Origin of the sequence: Aggregatibacter actinomycetemcomitans DSM 8324 (assembly GCF_000372365.1) — a bacterium.
GTDB classification, from domain to species: domain Bacteria; phylum Pseudomonadota; class Gammaproteobacteria; order Enterobacterales; family Pasteurellaceae; genus Aggregatibacter; species Aggregatibacter actinomycetemcomitans.
Map to the genome: position 1 here is coordinate 58,444 of NZ_AQUU01000010.1, position 19,138 is coordinate 77,581.

17 protein-coding genes and 1 pseudogene are annotated in these 19,138 nt (G+C 43.9%); 11 read left to right on the forward strand and 7 right to left on the reverse strand.

What is annotated here, in order from left to right:
- The first annotated feature begins 2 nt into the window (after nucleotides 1-2).
- Nucleotides 3-1,741 (forward strand): annotated as a pseudogene (locus A3CS_RS01000000110995) (DUF3413 domain-containing protein).
- A gap of 258 nt (nucleotides 1,742-1,999) precedes the next feature.
- Nucleotides 2,000-2,989 carry an amidohydrolase family protein gene (locus A3CS_RS0106890; protein WP_005546155.1) on the forward strand — a complete coding sequence of 330 codons (990 nt, stop codon included), beginning with the start codon at nucleotides 2,000-2,002 and terminating at the stop codon, nucleotides 2,987-2,989.
- 97 nt (nucleotides 2,990-3,086) lie between these two features.
- On the opposite strand, the gene mazG is transcribed toward A3CS_RS0106890, so the two are convergent.
- Nucleotides 3,087-3,881, reverse strand: a complete 795-nt coding sequence (mazG, locus tag A3CS_RS0106895) for a nucleoside triphosphate pyrophosphohydrolase (protein ID WP_005546158.1) — start codon at nucleotides 3,879-3,881, stop codon at nucleotides 3,087-3,089.
- A 181-nt stretch (nucleotides 3,882-4,062) separates the two neighbouring features.
- Between mazG and uspA the strand changes: the two genes are divergently transcribed.
- The 9 genes from uspA (at nucleotide 4,063) to ruvX (ending at nucleotide 12,262) form a co-directional block, all read left to right on the forward strand.
- Nucleotides 4,063-4,488: a universal stress protein UspA gene (gene uspA / locus A3CS_RS0106900; RefSeq protein ID WP_005542026.1), complete on the forward strand. Its 426-nt coding sequence runs from the start codon at nucleotides 4,063-4,065 to the stop codon at nucleotides 4,486-4,488.
- Between the two features lie 199 nt (nucleotides 4,489-4,687).
- Complete coding sequence (gene alaS, locus A3CS_RS0106905; protein ID WP_012820889.1) at nucleotides 4,688-7,312, forward strand: alanine--tRNA ligase; 2,625 nt, start codon at nucleotides 4,688-4,690, stop codon at nucleotides 7,310-7,312.
- A gap of 122 nt (nucleotides 7,313-7,434) precedes the next feature.
- On the forward strand, nucleotides 7,435-7,617 hold the full coding sequence (csrA, locus tag A3CS_RS0106910) for a carbon storage regulator CsrA (RefSeq protein ID WP_005542029.1): 183 nt from the start codon (nucleotides 7,435-7,437) through the stop codon (nucleotides 7,615-7,617).
- Between the two features lie 31 nt (nucleotides 7,618-7,648).
- Nucleotides 7,649-9,013: a phosphohexomutase domain-containing protein gene (locus A3CS_RS0106915; protein WP_005546162.1), complete on the forward strand. Its 1,365-nt coding sequence runs from the start codon at nucleotides 7,649-7,651 to the stop codon at nucleotides 9,011-9,013.
- A 75-nt stretch (nucleotides 9,014-9,088) separates the two neighbouring features.
- Complete coding sequence (gene galU / locus A3CS_RS0106920) at nucleotides 9,089-9,976, forward strand: UTP--glucose-1-phosphate uridylyltransferase GalU (protein ID WP_005546163.1); 888 nt, start codon at nucleotides 9,089-9,091, stop codon at nucleotides 9,974-9,976.
- 154 nt (nucleotides 9,977-10,130) lie between these two features.
- Nucleotides 10,131-10,448 carry a met regulon transcriptional regulator MetJ gene (gene metJ, locus A3CS_RS0106925; RefSeq protein WP_005546165.1) on the forward strand — a complete coding sequence of 106 codons (318 nt, stop codon included), beginning with the start codon at nucleotides 10,131-10,133 and terminating at the stop codon, nucleotides 10,446-10,448.
- Nucleotides 10,449-10,534: 86 nt separating this feature from the next.
- Nucleotides 10,535-11,269 (forward strand): 16S rRNA (uracil(1498)-N(3))-methyltransferase, encoded by a 735-nt coding sequence (gene rsmE / locus A3CS_RS0106930; RefSeq protein WP_005546167.1) that lies wholly within the window; start codon nucleotides 10,535-10,537, stop codon nucleotides 11,267-11,269.
- Between the two features lie 16 nt (nucleotides 11,270-11,285).
- Nucleotides 11,286-11,843: a YqgE/AlgH family protein gene (locus A3CS_RS0106935; RefSeq protein ID WP_005574309.1), complete on the forward strand. Its 558-nt coding sequence runs from the start codon at nucleotides 11,286-11,288 to the stop codon at nucleotides 11,841-11,843.
- Complete coding sequence (gene ruvX / locus A3CS_RS0106940) at nucleotides 11,843-12,262, forward strand: Holliday junction resolvase RuvX (RefSeq protein ID WP_005568231.1); 420 nt, start codon at nucleotides 11,843-11,845, stop codon at nucleotides 12,260-12,262. The genes A3CS_RS0106935 and ruvX overlap by 1 nt, the downstream gene beginning before the upstream one ends.
- 95 nt (nucleotides 12,263-12,357) lie before the next feature.
- Here ruvX and eno read toward each other — a convergent pair whose 3' ends face one another.
- From eno to nqrE, 6 genes are all read right to left on the reverse strand, one after another.
- A complete protein-coding gene (gene eno, locus A3CS_RS0106945) occupies nucleotides 12,358-13,668 on the reverse strand; it encodes a phosphopyruvate hydratase (RefSeq protein WP_005546172.1) in 1,311 nt (436 codons plus the stop codon).
- Nucleotides 13,669-14,305: 637 nt separating this feature from the next.
- Complete coding sequence (gene mnmA / locus A3CS_RS0106950; protein WP_005546178.1) at nucleotides 14,306-15,457, reverse strand: tRNA 2-thiouridine(34) synthase MnmA; 1,152 nt, start codon at nucleotides 15,455-15,457, stop codon at nucleotides 14,306-14,308.
- A 260-nt stretch (nucleotides 15,458-15,717) separates the two neighbouring features.
- Complete coding sequence (gene nqrM, locus A3CS_RS0106955; RefSeq protein ID WP_005542966.1) at nucleotides 15,718-15,975, reverse strand: (Na+)-NQR maturation NqrM; 258 nt, start codon at nucleotides 15,973-15,975, stop codon at nucleotides 15,718-15,720.
- A 78-nt stretch (nucleotides 15,976-16,053) separates the two neighbouring features.
- Nucleotides 16,054-17,142 carry an FAD:protein FMN transferase gene (locus tag A3CS_RS0106960; RefSeq protein WP_005546180.1) on the reverse strand — a complete coding sequence of 363 codons (1,089 nt, stop codon included), beginning with the start codon at nucleotides 17,140-17,142 and terminating at the stop codon, nucleotides 16,054-16,056.
- A gap of 150 nt (nucleotides 17,143-17,292) precedes the next feature.
- Nucleotides 17,293-18,528, reverse strand: a complete 1,236-nt coding sequence (gene nqrF / locus A3CS_RS0106970; protein WP_005546182.1) for an NADH:ubiquinone reductase (Na(+)-transporting) subunit F — start codon at nucleotides 18,526-18,528, stop codon at nucleotides 17,293-17,295.
- Between the two features lie 11 nt (nucleotides 18,529-18,539).
- Nucleotides 18,540-19,136 carry an NADH:ubiquinone reductase (Na(+)-transporting) subunit E gene (gene nqrE / locus A3CS_RS0106975; protein ID WP_005542957.1) on the reverse strand — a complete coding sequence of 199 codons (597 nt, stop codon included), beginning with the start codon at nucleotides 19,134-19,136 and terminating at the stop codon, nucleotides 18,540-18,542.
- Nucleotides 19,137-19,138 lie beyond the last annotated feature (2 nt).

The window sequence follows — 19,138 nt, forward strand, 5'->3', positions numbered from 1 at the left end:
TTATGTGGAAATTTAACAGCAAACAATATCGAGAAGAAACCTCGCAAAAAATTTCGTGGGGTCACTGGTTTGCTTTTTTTAATATTTTATGGGCGATTTTTATCGGCGCCCGTTATGCTTTTATTATCGACTGGCCCGACACCCTATTCGGTAAAGTGTATTTTTTCATCAGCTTATTGGGGCATTTCAGTTTTATTGTTTTCGCCTTTTATCTGTTGGTGATTTTCCCCCTCAGTTTTATCGTCAAAAACCACCGCACTTTTCGCGGGCTGACCGTTATTCTTGCGACCATTAGCAACACCTTATTATTAGTGGATACGGAAGTTTTTGTTCGCTTTAATCTTCACCTTTCCTCCTTAGTCTGGAATTTACTGGTGAATCCGGAAAACGGTGAACTCTCCCGCAACTGGCAACTTTTTTTCGTACCTATGCCGTTGATTTTATTAATACAAATGCTATTTTCACGTTGGTCTTGGCAAAAATTACGCAGTTTAGAACGGCAAAAATGGCTGAAAGGCATAGGCATCTTTTTTGTTTGCACATTTAGTGCCACCCACCTGATTTATGCGTGGGCGGATGCTTATTTGTATCGTCCGATTACGATGCAGCGTTACAATTTTCCGTTGTCCTATCCGATGACTGCCCGCTCATTATTAGAAAAGCGTGGTTTTATCAACAAGCGGGAATACGCCGAACGGTTGGCACAGGAAGGCCGCTTGGATGCGTTGGCGATTGAATATCCTAAAAAGCCACTGACGTTTGATGAGCCGACGGAGAAGCAAAATATCATTCTGATTACCATTTCCGGGCTGCGTTATGATGCCATTAATGAAAAGAGCATGCCGAATTTAGCACGGTTCACCACCGATTCCACGCAATTTACCAATCATTACAGTAGCGGAAATAACAATAACGCCGGGTTAACAGGCCTATTTTATGGTTTGAATGCAAATTATACCGACAGCTTATTGAGCAGCAAAATCCCTTCCGCACTGGTTGAACACATAACGCAACAGAAATACGTGCAAGGGCTGTTTTCCGGCAGGAAGTTTAATTCCAGCATTTTACGGCGTGCGATTTATCAGCAAACCAAACTGATCGGTGACACTTCCAATCAAGGGGCAGTAAATGCTTTTCAACATTGGCTGGAGACGGCAAAAACGCAGGAAAAACCGTTCTGGGGCTATTTGAGCTTGGATATTAAACCGAATTTATCACCGGAAAATTATGCGCAGGAACGTACCAAAATTGATGAATTATTAGGGCAGATTTTGCCGCAATTGGATTTACCTAATACCCTGGTGATTATTCTGCTGAGCATGGCTATACCTTCCGGCAGCTCACGGAGAAAGAGGAAAATCGCTATTTCGCCCAAGATAAAGTGCGGGTGCCGATGATCGTACATTGGCAAGGTTTGGCGAAAGGTAAAGTGACAAAATTAACCTCTCATGTGGATGTGCTGCCGGCGTTAATGAAACACGTTTTCAAGGTGAGAAATCCGATTGGCGATTACGCGCAGGGACGTGATTTGTTTGACTTGAATCAGACCCCGGATTGGGTTTTGGTGTCTAATTATCGCTGGAATGTGATTATTCAGCCGGATGGCACGCAATATCATATTGATACGCGCGGAAACTATCAAAAATATGACCGCACTTATCAGAAAATTTCCTCTAAAAGACCGCCATTAGGGCTGTTTTTGGAAGTGTTTAATCAAGAGCGTTCATTTTTAGAAAAATGATTAAAAATACGCCTGACCAATAGTCAAAATCGATTATGTTTTTGAGGTTGCTCGCTTTATACTAGCGGGCAATTTATATCGGGACAAATACGATGTTATTAATTAAAAATCTGCGAATTTTTTATAACATTATCCGTTATTGCAATGAATCCGTTTCATTGTTCGCCCTTCTTTTTTCAATTAATAAACGATCCTCTTTTGAGGATTTTTTCTATTTGCGCCCATCACATTTTCCAATTTGCCTACCACGGAGTAATCATGACGAAGAATCATGTTCGGAGTTTCAAAACCTATATTCGAGATGAAATTATTAAAAAAGGTGGCTGGGTTAATGCACATGCGCATGCCGATCGCGCTTTTACCATGACCCCGGAAAAAATCGGGATTTATCACAGCAGTAATTTGCAGCAAAAATGGGACTTGGTGGACGAGGTAAAACGCACCTCCTCCGTGGATGATTATTACGCCCGTTTTTGTCAATCTATCGAATTGATGATTTCCCAAGGGGTTACGGCGTTCGGTACCTTTGTGGATATTGACCCGGTGTGTGAAGATCGCGCCATTATTGCCGCCCACAAAGCGCGCGAAGTGTATAAAAATGACATTATCCTGAAATTCGCCAACCAAACGTTGAAAGGCGTGATTGAACCGACGGCACGCAAATGGTTCGACATCGGTTCGGAAATGGTGGATATGATCGGTGGCTTGCCTTATCGTGATGAATTAGATTACGGACGCGGTTTGGACGCCATGGATATTTTGTTGGATAAAGCCAAGTCTCTCGGCATTATGTGCCATGTGCATGTGGATCAGTTCAATTCGCCGCAGGAAAAAGAAACGGAGCAGTTATGCGATAAAGCCATTGAACATGGTATGCAAGGTCGGGTGGTGGCGATTCACGGTATTTCTATCGGTTCGCATTCCAAAGAATATCGCTATCGTTTATATGAAAAAATGCGTCAGGCGCAAATGATGATGATTGCCTGTCCGATGGCATGGATTGATAGTAACCGAAAAGAGGAACTGATGCCGTTCCATAATGCACTCACGCCGGCGGATGAAATGATTCCGGAAGGCATTACGGTAGCGATTGGTACGGATAATATTTGCGATTACATGGTGCCTTTATGTGAAGGCGATATGTGGCAGGAGCTGAGCTTGCTGGCGGCAGGTTGCCGCTTCCCGGATTTGGATGCCATGGTGAATATTGCCAGCATCAACGGGCGTAAAGTGTTGGGCATTGATTAGAAAGAAAAATACCGAGTTTAGCGCTCGGTATCTTTGATTGGGCAACAAAGTGCGGTCAATTTTTTTCGTGTTTTTTAAAGGAAAAGTGCGGTGGGTTTTAGCGGTGTTTTTCTTCCTGCTTCACTTCATCCCATAACAGATCCATTTCGACCAGAGACGCGTCTTCCAAAGAACGATGTTGTTGCTTTAATTTTTCTTCTACGCGACGGAATCGTTGTTCAAATTTTTGGTTCGCTTTGCTTAGGCTTTCTTCCGCCTGACATTTCAAATGACGGCTTAAATTGACGGTAGCAAATAACAAATCGCCCATTTCTTCTTCGATTTTCTGTTGATCTTGCGGAGAGCGTTCCATTTCCTGTTTCACTTCCTGTAATTCCTCTTCCACTTTGGCAAAAACCGGTGCAATGTCTTTCCAGTCAAAGCCGACTTTGGCACAGCGTTTTTGCAATTTTTCTGCTCGCATTAAGGCGGGAAAGGCATGCGGAATGTTATCTAAAATGGAGGTGTAACCTTGATTTTGATGCTCCTGCGCTTTCATGGCATTCCAATTCTGTAAGGCTTCCTGTTCATTATTGGCATGCTTGTCACCGAACACGTGGGGATGGCGACGCACGATTTTTTCCGCAACGTCTTGTACGACTTGATCAAAGGTAAACTTTTTCTCCTCCGCTGCTAATTGACTGAGAAAGACCACTTGTAAAAGTAAATCGCCCAATTCTTCCTTAAGATTTTCCACATTGTTTTGTTCAATGGCTTCAATAACTTCGTAGGCTTCTTCTTTCAGGCATGGAATCATGGATTGGTAGGTCTGTTTAATATCCCACGGACAACCGTGTTCGGGATCACGCAGTTGGGCAATGAGTTGGGTAAAATCATGAATAGAATAGGTCATTTTATGTTCAAAATTAGTTAAAAAAGGGTTTCGGATCCTAACACAAAAGGCATTTGGGATCATTTTTTTCATTGTAAATGAAAGTTTTTCTCAAAATGTGATCCAGCACATATTTTTTTTTATATCCCGGTGCTACTATATAACTAAAGTAAATTAATCCTGATCGGGTAAGGAGTTGATTATGTACAAACATGTGTTAGTTGCGGTTGATCTTTCAGAAGAAAGTGCGTTCTTGTTGAAAAAAGCGGTCGGCGTGGCAAAGCGTTATGATGCGAAGTTATCCATTATTCATGTGGATGTTAACTTCTCGGATCTTTACACAGGGCTTATTGACGTAAATATGGTATCAATGCAGGATCGCATTTCCAGCGAAACCCAACAGGCGTTGATCAAACTCGCCGAACAAGCGGGTTACCCGATCACCGAAAAACTCAGTGGTAGTGGGGATTTAGGGCAAGTGTTAGCCGATGCCATCGACAAATATGATGTGGACTTACTTGTCACCGGCCACCACCAAGACTTTTGGAGTAAATTGATGTCATCCACCCGTCAGGTGATGAATTCAATTACTGTTGATATGCTTGTTGTTCCTCTTCGTGACGAATAAAGCAAGTAGTAAATAAGTTGTCCAAAAACTAACCGCACTTTTATGATTTCTGAATGTGAGTGCGGTTTTTTCGTCTTGTCGGAAAAATAAAGCATTATAGCTAAAAAGGTTTTTTATAAATGGGAAAAGTGTGTAACAATACGCGGCTACCCAATTACCTTTTAATTCTAAAGATATTTTAAGAAAGCAAGGCTTGTAAATGAAGACAACAGCACAAATCCGACAATCATATCTTGATTTTTTCCATAGCAAGGGGCATCAAGTTGTAGCAAGTAGTTCTTTGGTTCCGGAAAATGACCCGACATTACTGTTTACCAATGCGGGAATGAACCAATTTAAAAATGTTTTTTTAGGTTTGGAAAAACGCCCTTATAGCCGTGCCACTACCGCTCAACGCTGTGTGCGTGCCGGAGGAAAACATAATGATTTAGAAAATGTGGGTTACACAGCCAGACATCATACATTCTTTGAAATGCTCGGAAACTTCAGTTTTGGGGATTATTTTAAACAGGACGCGATCCACTTCGGTTGGGAATTTTTAACTTCCCCGCAATGGTTGGGATTACCGAAAGAAAGATTATGGGTCACCGTGTACGAAACCGATGAAGAAGCCTATAAAATTTGGCATGATGAAATCGGCATTGTGGCAGAACGCATTATTCGTATTGGCGATAACAAAGGCGCGCCTTATGCTTCCGATAATTTCTGGCAAATGGGCGATACCGGTCCTTGCGGTCCTTGTACCGAAATTTTCTACGATCATGGCGATCACATTTGGGGCGGACCGCCGGGATCGCCGGAAGAAGATGGCGATCGTTACATTGAAATCTGGAATATCGTGTTCATGCAATTTAATCGCCATGCCGATGGCACCATGGAAAAATTGCCGAAGCCTTCTGTGGATACCGGTATGGGCTTGGAGCGAATCAGTGCGGTGTTGCAACATGTGAATTCCAACTACGATATTGATATTTTCCAAAAATTAATTGCTAAAACGGCGGAATTAACCGGTGAAAAAGATTTAACCAATAAGTCTTTACGTGTGATTGCCGACCACATTCGTTCTTGCGCCTATTTAATCGTAGACGGTGTGGTACCTTCCAACGAAGGACGTGGCTATGTGCTGCGCCGTATTATTCGCCGCGCTGTGCGTCACGGGCATTTATTGGGTGCCGCCGAAGCGTTTTTCTATAAGCTCGTGCCAACCTTAATTGAAGTGATGGCGCAGGCGGGCGAAGAAGTGAAAAAACACCAAGCCACTGTGGAGAAATTGCTGCGTTTGGAAGAAGAACAATTTGCGCGTACGCTGGAACGTGGTTTAACCTTATTAGATGAGGCTTTAGCCGAGGTGAAAGGCAAGGTATTATCCGGCGAAGTGGCGTTCAAGTTATATGATACTTACGGTTTCCCGCTGGATTTAACTGCCGATGTTTGTCGTGAACGCGGCATTACCATCGATGAGGCGGGATTTGAACGCGAGATGGAAAATCAACGTTTGCGCGCGCAGTCCGCCAGCCAATTCGGTATGGATTATAACAATGTTATTCGTGTTGATGGCATAACCCGTTTTGAAGGCTATACTGAATCGGAAACGCTGGCAAAAGTGACCGCACTTTTCCATGACGGCAAACCGGTAGATACCATCAGTTCCGGTCAAAGTGCGGTGGTGATTTTAGATAATACGCCATTCTATGCGGAATCCGGTGGTCAAATCGGAGACATCGGGCGCTTAGAAGGCAACGGTTTTAATTTTGACGTAAAAGACACCCAAAAATATGGTCAGGTATTCGGTCATATCGGTGAACTTACCCAAGGTAGTTTATCCGTCGGGCAGTCCGTGAATGCAGTGGTTGACGAGGTTCGCCGTCAACGTATTTCATTAAATCACTCTGCAACCCATTTGTTGCACGCCGCGTTACGTCAGGTCTTAGGCGAACACGTCGCTCAGAAAGGATCGCTTGTTTCTGATGCATTATTGCGTTTTGACTTTGCTCAACATGAACCTATCAGTAAAGCGCAATTAGCCGAAGTAGAACGCATAGTTAATCAGCAAGTTAGAGCGAATAACCCGATTAAAACGGATATTATGGAGCTGGAAGCCGCCAAAGCGAAAGGTGCGATGGCGTTGTTCGGCGAGAAATATTCCGATCAAGTACGCGTACTAACTATGGGAGATTTTTCCATTGAATTATGTGGTGGGATCCATGCGAAACGTACCGGCGACATCGGGCTGTTTAAAATAGTAACGGAAACGGCAGTGGCGGCAGGCATTCGTCGTATTGAGGCGATTACCGGTGAAACTGCAATCGAATGGTTACAAAACCAACAATCTTTATTAAATCAAAGCGCCGAATTACTGAAATCGGATGTTAATTCCATTACGGATAAGATTTCTCTGTTGCAAGATAAATTTAAGAAAGTTGAAAAAGAGCTACAAACATTAAAAGAAAAAGCTGCGCTGCAAGCCGGTAATGACCTGGCACAAAGTGCGGTGAAAATTAATGGTGTTTCTGTCATTGCGCAACAACTTGATGGTATTGAAGCGAAGTCTTTACGTTCAATGGTCGATAGCCTGAAAAATCAATTAGGTTCGGCAGTGATTGTATTTGCTTCCGTAGTAGATGAAAAAGTTAATCTTATTGTAGGGGTAACTCAGGATCTGACAGGGAAAGTAAAAGCCGGCGAATTAGTGAATTTGATGGCTCAACAAGTTGGCGGTAAAGGCGGTGGTCGTCCTGATATGGCCATGGCCGGCGGTACTCAGCCGGAAAATGTAAACAAAGCGTTATCGGTTTGCTCCGATTGGTTGAAAGCGAATTTATAAGCTTTTTACATCTTAGAGTTCGGTTTTTGTGTTGGTTGTAAAGAGAATACCGAATCGAATAAAAGTAATGTTTAACGCTTTGTGAGGAAATTATAAACAAACTATAAAGGTGAGGAGTTTATATGCTGATCTTAACCCGGAAAGTTGGTGAAAGCTTGCTCATCGGCGATGATGTTTCTATCACGATTCTGAATATACGAGGTAACCAAGTCAAAATCGGTGTGCAGGCGCCGAAGGATGTTTCTATTCATAGAGAAGAAATTTACCAACGTATTCATCAAGCAAGGGATGAACAGAAAGCGTAGCAAATTTTATGATCAATGAAGATGGTGAATTATGACTAAACTGACTTGCTTTAAAGCTTATGATATCCGTGGTCGCTTGGGTGATGAATTAAACACAGATATTGTTTATCGCATAGGTCATGCATTCGGGCAGTTTTTAACGCCCAAAACGATTGTCGTTGGTGGCGATGTTCGCTTAACGAGTAAAGAGTTAAAAAGTGCGGTAACAAATGGATTATTGGATTCAGGTGTTAATGTAATTGATTTAGGTGAAACGGGGACAGAGGAAGTCTATTTTGCTACATCATTTTTGAAAACTGACGGTGGTATTGAAGTGACTGCAAGCCACAACCCGATGGACTACAACGGCTTAAAATTAGTGCGTGAAGGGTCCCGTCCGATTAGCGCGGATACCGGGTTGGCGGATATTCAACGTCTGGCGGAGGAAAATAATTTCCCGCCGGTGACCAAACGCGGCGAGTATAAACAACTTTCCGTACTTGATGATTATGTTGAGCACCTCTTATCTTATATTAATCTCGATTCGCTAAAACCGTTGAAGTTAGTGATTAACTCAGGTAATGGCGCCGCAGGGCACGTGATTGATGCGATTGAAGCGCAATTTAAAACAAAACACATACCTGTCGAGTTCATCAAAGTACATAATAATCCGGACGGCACCTTCCCGCACGGTATTCCTAATCCGTTGTTGCATGAAAACCGCCAGGATACCATTGATGCGGTGCTAAAACACAAGGCGGATATGGGCATTGCGTTTGATGGCGATTTCGACCGTTGCTTCCTGTTTGATGAGCACGCAAATTTCATTGAAGGTTATTACATTGTTGGCTTGTTAGGTCAGGCATTCCTGCAAAAAAACCAAGGTGCGAAAATTATTTATGACCCGCGCTTAATCTGGAATACTGTGAAATTAGTGGAAGAAAACGGTGGTGAAGCCGTGATGTCGAAATCCGGACATTCTTTCATTAAAGAAAAAATGCGCGCTGTCGATGCCATTTATGGCGGTGAAATGAGTGCACACCATTATTTCCGTGACTTCTTCTATTGCGACAGCGGCATGATTCCATGGTTGTTGGTGATGGAATTGGTTTCCGTTACCGGTAAATCCCTGAGTGAACTGGTGAATAATAGCGTGAATACATTCCCGTCTCCCGGGGAAATTAATAGCAAATTAGTCGATGCAAAAAGCGCCATTGCCCGCGTGCTCGCCGCTTATGAAAAAGACGCTATTCGCGTAGATGAAATTGACGGCATTAGCATTGAATATCCGAACTGGCGTTTCAACCTGCGTTCATCAAATACCGAGCCGGTCGTTCGTTTGAACCTGGAAACCCGTGGCGATAAGCAATTAATGGCGGAAAAAACAGAAGAAATTCTGGCGTTATTACGTCAATAAAATGCGTTGAAAACTAACCGCACTTTTCTTTATCAGAAAAGTGCGGTCATTTTTATCTAACAGAAGGAAAACTAAATGAAAGCGATTATTCCTGTTGCAGGCTTAGGTACACGTATGTTACCTGCTACTAAAGCCATTCCGAAAGAAATGTTAACTTTAGTGGATAAACCGCTAATCCAATATGTGGTAAATGAATGTGTCGCCGCCGGTATTAAAGAAATCGTCCTGGTGACTCATTCCTCAAAAAATGCCATAGAAAACCATTTTGATACTTCCTTCGAATTGGAAACGATGCTGGAAAAACGCGTAAAACGCCAATTATTGGAAGAAGTGCGTTCCATCGTGCCCAAAAATGTCACAATCATGCACGTTCGCCAAGGTAATGCGAAAGGGTTGGGGCATGCCGTATTGTGCGGTCGTCCGCTGGTGGGTAACGAGCCTTTTGCCGTGGTGTTGCCGGATGTGTTGCTGGCCGAGTTTTCCGCTAATCAGAAAAAAGAAAATCTGGCGTTAATGTTAAAACGCTTTAAACAAACCCAAGCCAGCCAAATCATGGTGAACCCGGTTAAACCTGAAGAAGTCAGCAGTTACGGTATCGCCGACTGTGGTGGTGTGGAAATTCCTCCGGGTGAAAGTGCCAAAATTGATAGTATCGTAGAGAAACCAAGTGTGGATGAAGCACCGTCTAATTTGGCTGTTGTAGGGCGTTATGTGTTCTCGGCAACCATTTGGGATTTATTGGAAAAGACCCCGGTGGGCGTGGGCGATGAAATCCAGTTAACCGATGCCATTGATATGCTGATTGATAAGGAAACCGTCGAAGCCTTCCACATGACAGGCATTTCTTACGACTGCGGCGATAAAATCGGTTATATGAAAGCCTTTGTGGAGTACGGGCTGCACCACAATAAACTTGCCAGTGAATTTAAAGCTTACCTCAAAGATTTGGTGAAAACATTTTAATTCAACTCGGGCGAATAAAAGGCATCTGAAAGGTGCCTTTCTTTTTGTCTGTTTGTGATATGGAAATCTAGCAGTCTTCACGGCTAGATTGTTATTATCCTTATTTTTTATTAGAATATTGCCCCAAACAATGAGGTTATTTCAGGAATCAACTATGGCGGATTGGAACGGACAATATATTAGTCCTTATGCGGAACACGGAAAAAAAAGCGAACAAGTTAAAAAAATCACGGTATCCATTCCGATTAAAGTGCTTGAAATTCTGACCAACGAGCGTACCCGCCGTCAAATTCGTAATTTACGCCATGCCACCAACAGCGAACTGCTGTGTGAAGCCTTCTTGCACGCCTTTACCGGTCAACCTTTGCCAACGGATGAGGATCTGTTAAAAGAACGCAGTGACGAAATCCCGGAAGAAGCAAAAGTTATTATGCGCACACTGGGAATTGACCCGGATAATTGGGAATATTAATTTCGCATTTTTCCTTTTGTATTTTCATTTTGTCGCCGGCTTTTCTGTTATGATAGAACAAATTATTTTTAGCCAATTGTTCTATCATGCGAGTGCCTCGAATTTACCATCCAATCCCGCTTAATCAGCACACAACCTGCGCGCTTTCAGAAGACGGCGCCAATCATGTCGGTCGTGTCTTGCGTATGCGGGCAGGCGATCAACTTGAACTTTTCGATGGTAGCAACCATATATATCAAGCCGTCATTACCGCCGTCGCGAAAAAATCCGTTGAAGTGGATATTTTAAGTCGCCAATTTGACGATCGCGAAAGCCCGTTAGCCATCCATTTAGGACAAGTCATTTCCCGTGGCGAACGCATGGAATTTACCATTCAGAAGTCCGTTGAATTAGGGGTGAATGTGATTACGCCATTATGGTCGGAACGTTGCGGTGTGAAATTAGACGGCGAGCGGATGGATAAAAAAATTCAGCAATGGCAGAAAATCGCCATTGCCGCCTGTGAACAATGCGGGCGCAATAAAATCCCGGAAATTCGTCCGTTAATGAAATTACAACAATGGTGTGCGGAGCCTAATGACGCGCTCAAATTGAATTTACATCCGAGAGCACGCTATTCCATTCGCACCTTGCCTGAAATCCCGGCAGCGGGTGTGCGTTTATTAATTGGTTCGGAAGGCGGTTTATCACCACAGGAAATCGCACAAACCGAGCAACAGGGATTTGTGGACGTGTTATTGGGAAAACGAGTATTACGCACCGAAACCGCCGCTATGGCGGCAATTACCGCCTTGCAGGTGTGTTTCGGTGATTTAGGATAGAGAAGAAAGAAATATGATGGATTTACAAGATCACTTGCTGATTGCCATGCCCAATTTAGATGACAGCTATTTTTATCGCACGGTCATTTATATTTGCGAGCATAATGAAAAAGGTTCCATGGGGTTGGTGTTAAACCAGCCGACGGATTTAAGCATTGCAGAGCTGGGCGCCAAAATGAATTTCATGATGGTTACCCACCGCACTTATAACGATAAACTGGTGCTTGCCGGTGGACCGGTGAATATCGATCGCGGCTTTATTTTGCATACCAACACCAAAGTGCCTTTTGATCACAGTTATCGGGTCAGCGACAACCTCATGCTCACCACCTCCGCAGATGTGGTGGACACCTTTGGGACGATGTTAGAACCGGAAAAATACCTGGTGACGCTAGGCTGTGCCAGTTGGGAAGCCAATCAGCTTGAACAGGAAATAATGAATAATTCCTGGTTAGTTGTGCCGGCAGCGGAACAAATCCTATTTGATTTGCCTTATGAACAACGTTGGTGGGCGGCGAATCAATTATTAGGCATTGATTCCCATAATTTCGCCGGTCAGGTGGGGCACAGTTAATGGGTATCACGGTGCTTGCTTTCGACTTCGGGACGAAAAGTATCGGCTGTGCCGTCGGGCAAAGCATCACCGGCACGGCACAATCCTTGCCGGCGTTTAAAGCGCAGGACGGTATTCCCAATTGGGATGCCATTGAGAAATGTATTCAGGAATGGCAACCGGCGCGTATTGTGGTCGGTTTGCCACTGAATATGGATGGTACGGAACAGCCCTTAACGTTGCGTGCCAAAAAGTTTGCTAAGCGTTTGCACGGACGTTTTAACGTGCCGGTGGATTTACAGGACGAACGTCTTACCACCACCGAAGCGCGTAGCGAAATTTTCAGTCGTGGTGGTTATCGCGCCTTAAATAAAAGCAAAGTGGACGGCATTTCCGCCTGTTTGATTTTGGAAAGTTGGTTTGAGAATTACGCAGGTTAAACGGCGTTAAAAAACACATAAAAAACCCACCGCACTTTTGTTGAAAGATAAAAAGTGCGGTGGGTTTTTACTACGTTTTAATCAGCGCTTACAAATTAAGCCTGACCTTTAACCGCTTTTAAACCTGGGAACGGCGCCGGTGTACCTGCACGTTCTAAAGCTTCTTCAATACGGATTAATTGGTTGTATTTCGCGATACGGTCGGAACGACTCATAGAACCGGTTTTGATTTGACCTGCTGCGGTACCTACTGCCAAATCGGCGATGGTGGCATCTTCGGTTTCACCGGAACGGTGAGAGATAACCGCAGTGTAGCCGGCATCTTTCGCCATTTTGATCGCAGCTAAGGTTTCTGTTAAAGAACCGATTTGGTTGAACTTGATTAAGATAGAGTTTGCGATACCTTTCTCAATACCTTCTTTCAGGATTTTGGTGTTGGTGACGAATAAGTCGTCGCCCACTAATTGAACGCGGTCGCCTAATACTTTAGTTTGATATGCAAAGCCTTCCCAGTCGGATTCGTCTTGACCGTCTTCGATAGACACGATTGGGTATTGTTTGGTTAATTCTTCAAGATAGTGTGTGAATTCTTGAGAAGTGAATGAACGACCTTCGCCTTTCATTTCATATTTGCCGGTTTCTTTGTTGTAGAATTCGGAAGAAGCGCAGTCCATGGCTAATGTCACGTCTTTGCCTAATACATAACCCGCTTTTTCAACAGCTTCTTTAATGCAAGCCAATGCTTCCGCGTTAGAAGCAAGGTTTGGTGCGAAACCGCCTTCGTCACCTACTGCAGTATTTAAGCCTTTGGCTTTTAATACTTTCGCTAAATTATGGAACACTTCCGCACCGATACGAAGGGCTTCACGCAAGGTTTTCGCGCCCACCGGTTGAATCATAAATTCTTGAATATCCACGTTGTTGTCTGCGTGTTCACCGCCGTTGATGATGTTCATCATTGGTAATGGCATAGAGTACACGCCTGGTGTGCCGTTGAGTTCTGCGATGTAAGCGTAAAGTGGAAGACCTTTAGATGCCGCAGCCGCTTTGGCGTTAGCAAGAGAAACGGCAAGAATGGCGTTTGCGCCGAATTTGGATTTGTTATCTGTGCCGTCTAAATCGATCATGATTTGATCGATTTCAGCTTGGTTTAAACCATCTTTGCCGATGATCGCGTCTGCAATCGGGCCGTTTACTGCCGCAACTGCTTTTAATACACCTTTACCTAAGAAACGGGATTTGTCGCCATCGCGTAATTCCAATGCTTCACGTGAACCGGTGGAAGCACCTGATGGCGCTGCCGCAAGACCGACGAAACCGCCTTCTAAATGCACTTCTGCTTCAACAGTTGGATTACCACGAGAGTCGATAATTTCACGACCAATGACTTTAACGATTTTTGCCATTTTATTTTCCTCATATAAGTTAATTAAAACCAGTTAGAGCAAGCCCTAAAATGCTCGGTATGATAAAGCTATTTTGCCATTTTGTCTTGTAAAAAATGCGCCGAACTTGATTTGGATCCAATTTCCGGAACGAAAGTGCGGTCAACATATTTGGCGTTTTTTACCCGCCCGGAAAGAATTGTCAAACGTTATCGGACTAATGTCCGAACACTTGGCATTATTGCCGAGCAGTTTCACCTAACAGGGAAAATTCTCAATATCTTGCGGTCTCGGCGGTCTCTCTGGCTTGCGTTGGAAAAATATGCCCGTAGGCAACGGAAGAAGAGCGTAATGACAGCACGGACAATTTCTTCTGCGTTGTGGGTGGAAACACTAAGATACAACTCCGCATGTTGGATCGCAATCAAATCTATCTGTGCGGAGGAATGGTTTTTAATACGACTTTACAAGACTTTCACCGACATGGATCAGCTATTTAATCACTGAACTGCAAAGCATACTTCGTATATTACAACCAAAAACGGTTTAAACCGGATTCAAAAAGATTGAGATCTACACAATATAGAATAGGACTCAGTATCTAGTTTACCGGCCTATCCAACTTTTAGGGGCAAGCCACTTTTAATTCAAATCGTATTTATTTTAATTGCTTTTCAATGATGCCGCCGCCAAGGCAAATTTCGTCTAAATAAAACACCGCCGATTGTCCCGGAGTGACCGCAATTTGTGGTTCGTCAAATATAACTTTAATGGTTTCATCATCTATAGGTTCAATAATGCAAGGTACATCCGTTTGACGATAACGGGTTTTCACCGTGCAACGCAATGGCGCGCGAATCGGCAGGCAATCAACCCAATGTAATTGCTGTGCGATTAAACCGGTGGAAAGTAAAGCGGAATGGTCATGCCCCTGCGCCACAATCAGCTCATTATTAATGAGATCTTTTTCCACTACATACCAAGCGTCTTCACCGGCGCCTTTCACGCCACCGATGCCTAAGCCTTTACGTTGTCCTAACGTGTGATACATCAAACCGTCATGGCGACCGATAATTTCGCCGTCCACCGTGCGAATATTGCCCGGTTGCGCCGGCAAATAACGCGCCAAGAAATCCTTAAATTTCCGCTCCCCGATAAAACAAATGCCGGTGGAGTCTTTTTTCTTCGCCGTCACCAAACCTAACTCTTCCGCAATTGCACGCACGATAGGCTTTTCAATATTGCCCACCGGAAACAGACTCTGTCCCACTTGGGTTTTGCTTAGGGTGTATAAGAAATAGCTTTGGTCTTTATTGTTGTCCAAGCCACGTAATAACTGCGCGTTGTCATCAGCACCGCGACGACGCACATAATGCCCGGTGGCAATATAATTGGCGCCTAAATCTTCCGCCGCGTATTCCAAAAAAGCTTTGAACTTAATTTCTTTATTACACAGAATATCCGGATTCGGCGTGCGCCCTGCTTTGTATTCGCTAAGGAAATGTTCAAACACATTGTCCCAATATTCCGCCGCAAAATTGATTTTATGTAGTTTAATACCGAGCTTGTCACACACTGCCTGCGCATCCGCCAAATCTGCCGCCGCCGTGCAGTAATCGGTGTCATCATCCTCCTCCCAATTTTTCATGAACAAGCCTTCCACTTGGTAGCCTTGCTGTTGCAGAATAAACGCAGACACGGAAGAATCCACCCCGCCGGACATCCCGCAAATGATTTTTTTCGTCGCATTTTCGGCAAGTTGTTGCGCCGTGAGTTTCGGGAAATGATTTTCGTAAGTTTGTGATTTCATAGTTTGATAATAAGAACTTGGCTAAAATAGGTACTCGGGCATTTGTAAGATTATATTCATGATTATTGCATCGTCTATCGGGCAGTCACCATTTTTCCATTGAGCCCTAATTATCTATATAATAGCAATCGTTTCAGGATCTTTATGCAACAGTTTTTATAATAAGTGTATCACGTATTGAACTAATTCTGCCTTTACTACTCCGTCGATACTTTTTCCACCGATCACTTTAATCTCAACATAAAGCATATTAATTTAGCTTATTTCACTTCATAAAACTGCGTTTGCACGTTATTGGTGAATTTTTGTTCATATTCTACTTTGGCTTGCTCATCTCCCGCGTCTAATTTAGATTGCAGCGTGTCGCACGGTTTGTCGCAGTCGCAGGCTTTAGCAATACCTAAGGAAGATAAGCCGCCGCAGCTACCTTTGAGAGCTTGGCGTTTCACGATGTAACCCAATGCCATGGCAAGAATAATAAGCAGGAAAATGCCTAAGGTGAGCAAAAATAGTTTCATAATTGATCCATAAATTAACTTATCTGAATTTTAACCGCACGTTACAGCTTTAAAGTGCGGTTGTATTTTTCGGTGTTTTTACTGTGCTAAAAATTGTTTGAATGTGGTAGACATTTCTGTGCGGTAGCCCTTGCTGTCTTTAATAATCATAAAAATCGGTAATTTTTCCTGTTCCGCCACGTCCAACGCTTTCTGTTCCCCTAACACAAATAACCCGGTGGAAAGCCCGTCAGCAGTCATGGAAGTCGGCGCTAACACCGTGATCGATGCCAATGCATGCTGAATCGGGTAACCGGTGTGCGGATCGATTTCATGGGAAAAACGCACGCCGTCTTGTTCAAAATAATTACGATAATCGCCTGATGTCGCCATCGCCATATTATTCAAACCGATGACTTGTTGTGCCACCTGCTTGCCATCCAGGGTTGGACGTTCGATAGCAATTTGCCACGCTTTTCCTTCGGCATTCTTCCCTTTGGCGCGAATTTCACCGCCGATTTCCACCATGTAATTTTGTACGCGAATGCTTTCCAGATAATCCGCCACTTGATCCACCCCAAAACCTTTGGCGATAGAAGAAAGATCCACATAAAGTTGCGGTACGGCTTTTGCCAGGAAAAACTTACCGCCCTCTTCAGTGAGTGACAACTTATCAATGCCCACCCATGCCTGACGTTCGGCAATTTGTGCTGATGTCGGCCGTTTATCCACCCGCTTTTCCGGACCGAACCCCCAAAGATTCACTACCGGCCCGACTGTAATATCCAAGGCACCCTGCGTCACCTGATTTAACCGAATGGCTTCTTTAACCACTTTGGCAAGATCCGCCGAGATTTCAATGGGCGTGTTAATTTGCGTATTTTGATTAAAACGGCTGAGCTCGGAATCTTTGATGTAAGTGGACATTTTCGCATTCACATCCTTCAAAATTAGTTCGATTTGTTCATGTGCCTGTTGCGACGCCGTTGAGACTTCGCCGTTGTTTGAATATTTGATGTGGTAGGTTGTCCCCATGGTTTTACCGGTGAGGGAAACAATTTCATTTTTTGCTGCCATGGCTTGTTGTGTGTCCGCTTGTTGTGACGGATTCGGTTTATCGCAGGCCATCAGTGCCAATGCCATGGCAGCAAGTGCGAATCCGCGAACGAGAGGTTGTTTTATGTTCATAATACTTTCCTGATATTAGATGGATCACACGCAAACCAACGGTTTAAATTGGTTTGCGTGTGATGAATCAATATGAAAAACGCTGTAAATTTCGACCGCACTTCATGCAAAGTGCGGTCATTTTTTACGGTGTTTTTAAACTGCAAGGCGTTAGCCGCCGAAATCATCTAACAAGATATTTTCATCTTCAACACCAAGGTCTTTCAACATTTTGATTACCGCAGCGTTCATCACCGGAGGTCCGCACATGTAGTATTCACAATCTTCCGGCGCTTCGTGATTTTTCAGATAGTTTTCATAAAGCACATTGTGAATAAAGCCAGTGTAGCCTGTCCAGTTGTCTTCCGGCAATGGATCGGATAATGCCACATGCCATTGGAAATTCGGATTTTCCGCTTGCAATGTATCAAAATCTTCTACATAGAACATTTCACGTTTAGAACGGGCACCGTACCAGAAGGACATTTTACGTTTAGAGTGTAAACGTTTTAATTGGTCGAAGATGTGTGAACGCATTGGTGCCATACCTGCACCACCACCGATAAAGACCATTTCAGCATCGGTTTCTTTCGCGAAGAATTCACCGAACGGACCGGAAATAATCACTTTATCACCCGGTTTTAAAGACCAAATATAAGAAGACATTTGTCCCGGAGGCGCATCAGGTTGACGTGGAGGAGGCGTTGCAATACGCACATTCAGCATGATAATGCCTTTTTCTTCCGGATAGGATGCCATGGAATAAGCGCGGATAATATGCTTATCCACTTTTGATACATAGCGCCACAGATCATATTTATTCCAGTCTTCGTGATACTCTTGCGGAATATCGAAGTCTTTATAGTAAACCGTGTGTGGTTCTGCTTCAATTTGGATATAACCACCGGCACGGAACGGCACTTCTTCTCCTTCCGGAATCGCCAATTTAAGCTCTTTAATGAAAGTCGCTTTGTTATCATTGGAAATGACGGTGCACTCCCATTTTTTCACACCAAAGATCTCTTCCGGCAATTCAATATCCATATTACCTTTCACGTTCACTTGGCAAGAAAGACGATAGCCTTCTTTGGCTTCACGTTTGGTGATGTGGGAAAGCTCGGTCGGTAAAATTTCGCCGCCACCGCTTTTTACCCGTACTACACATTGACCGCAGGAACCACCGCCGCCACAAGCGGAAGATACGAAGATGCCCTTGCCGGCAAGTGCGCTGAGTAACTTACCGCCGGCCGGCAAAGTGATGGCTTTGCTCGGGTCATCATTAATCTTAATGGTAATGTCGCCGGAGTCCACCAATTTGGATTTCGCAAACAAGATGATTGCAACAAGCACTAAAACAATGGCTGTAAAGGCTGCAACACCAAGTAAAAGAATTGTAGTTTCGCTCATTTATGCACTCCTTATAGCTGAATACCGGAGAATGACATAAAGCCGAGCGCCATTAAGCCTGCGGAGATGAATGTAATCCCTAAACCGCGTAAACCTGCCGGTACATCAGAATATTTCATTTTCTCAGTTAAGCCCGCTAATGCAACAATCGCCAACATCCAACCTAATCCTGCACCGATACCATATACGGCAGATTCGGCGAAAGTATATTCACGCTGGATGGCAAAGGATACGCCACCGAAGATCGCACAGTTTACGGCGATAAGCGGTAAGAAGATCCCCAGTGCGTTATATAATGCCGGAAAGAATTTATCTAAAGTCATTTCAAGTAATTGAACCAGACCGGCGATAATCCCGATAAACGTGATGAAGTTTAAGAAGGATAAATCCACCCCTTCAACTAAAGCACTTTCTTTTAGGACATGCTCGTATACGAATTGGTTTGCAGGAACCGCAATGCCAAGCACAACAACGACAGCAATGCCCAAGCCAAACGCTGTTGACACCTTCTTAGATACAGCAAGGAAAGTGCACATTCCCAAAAAGAAGGAAAGTGCCATGTTTTCAATGAAGATCGCCTTCACAAATAGGCTAATATAATGTTCCACTG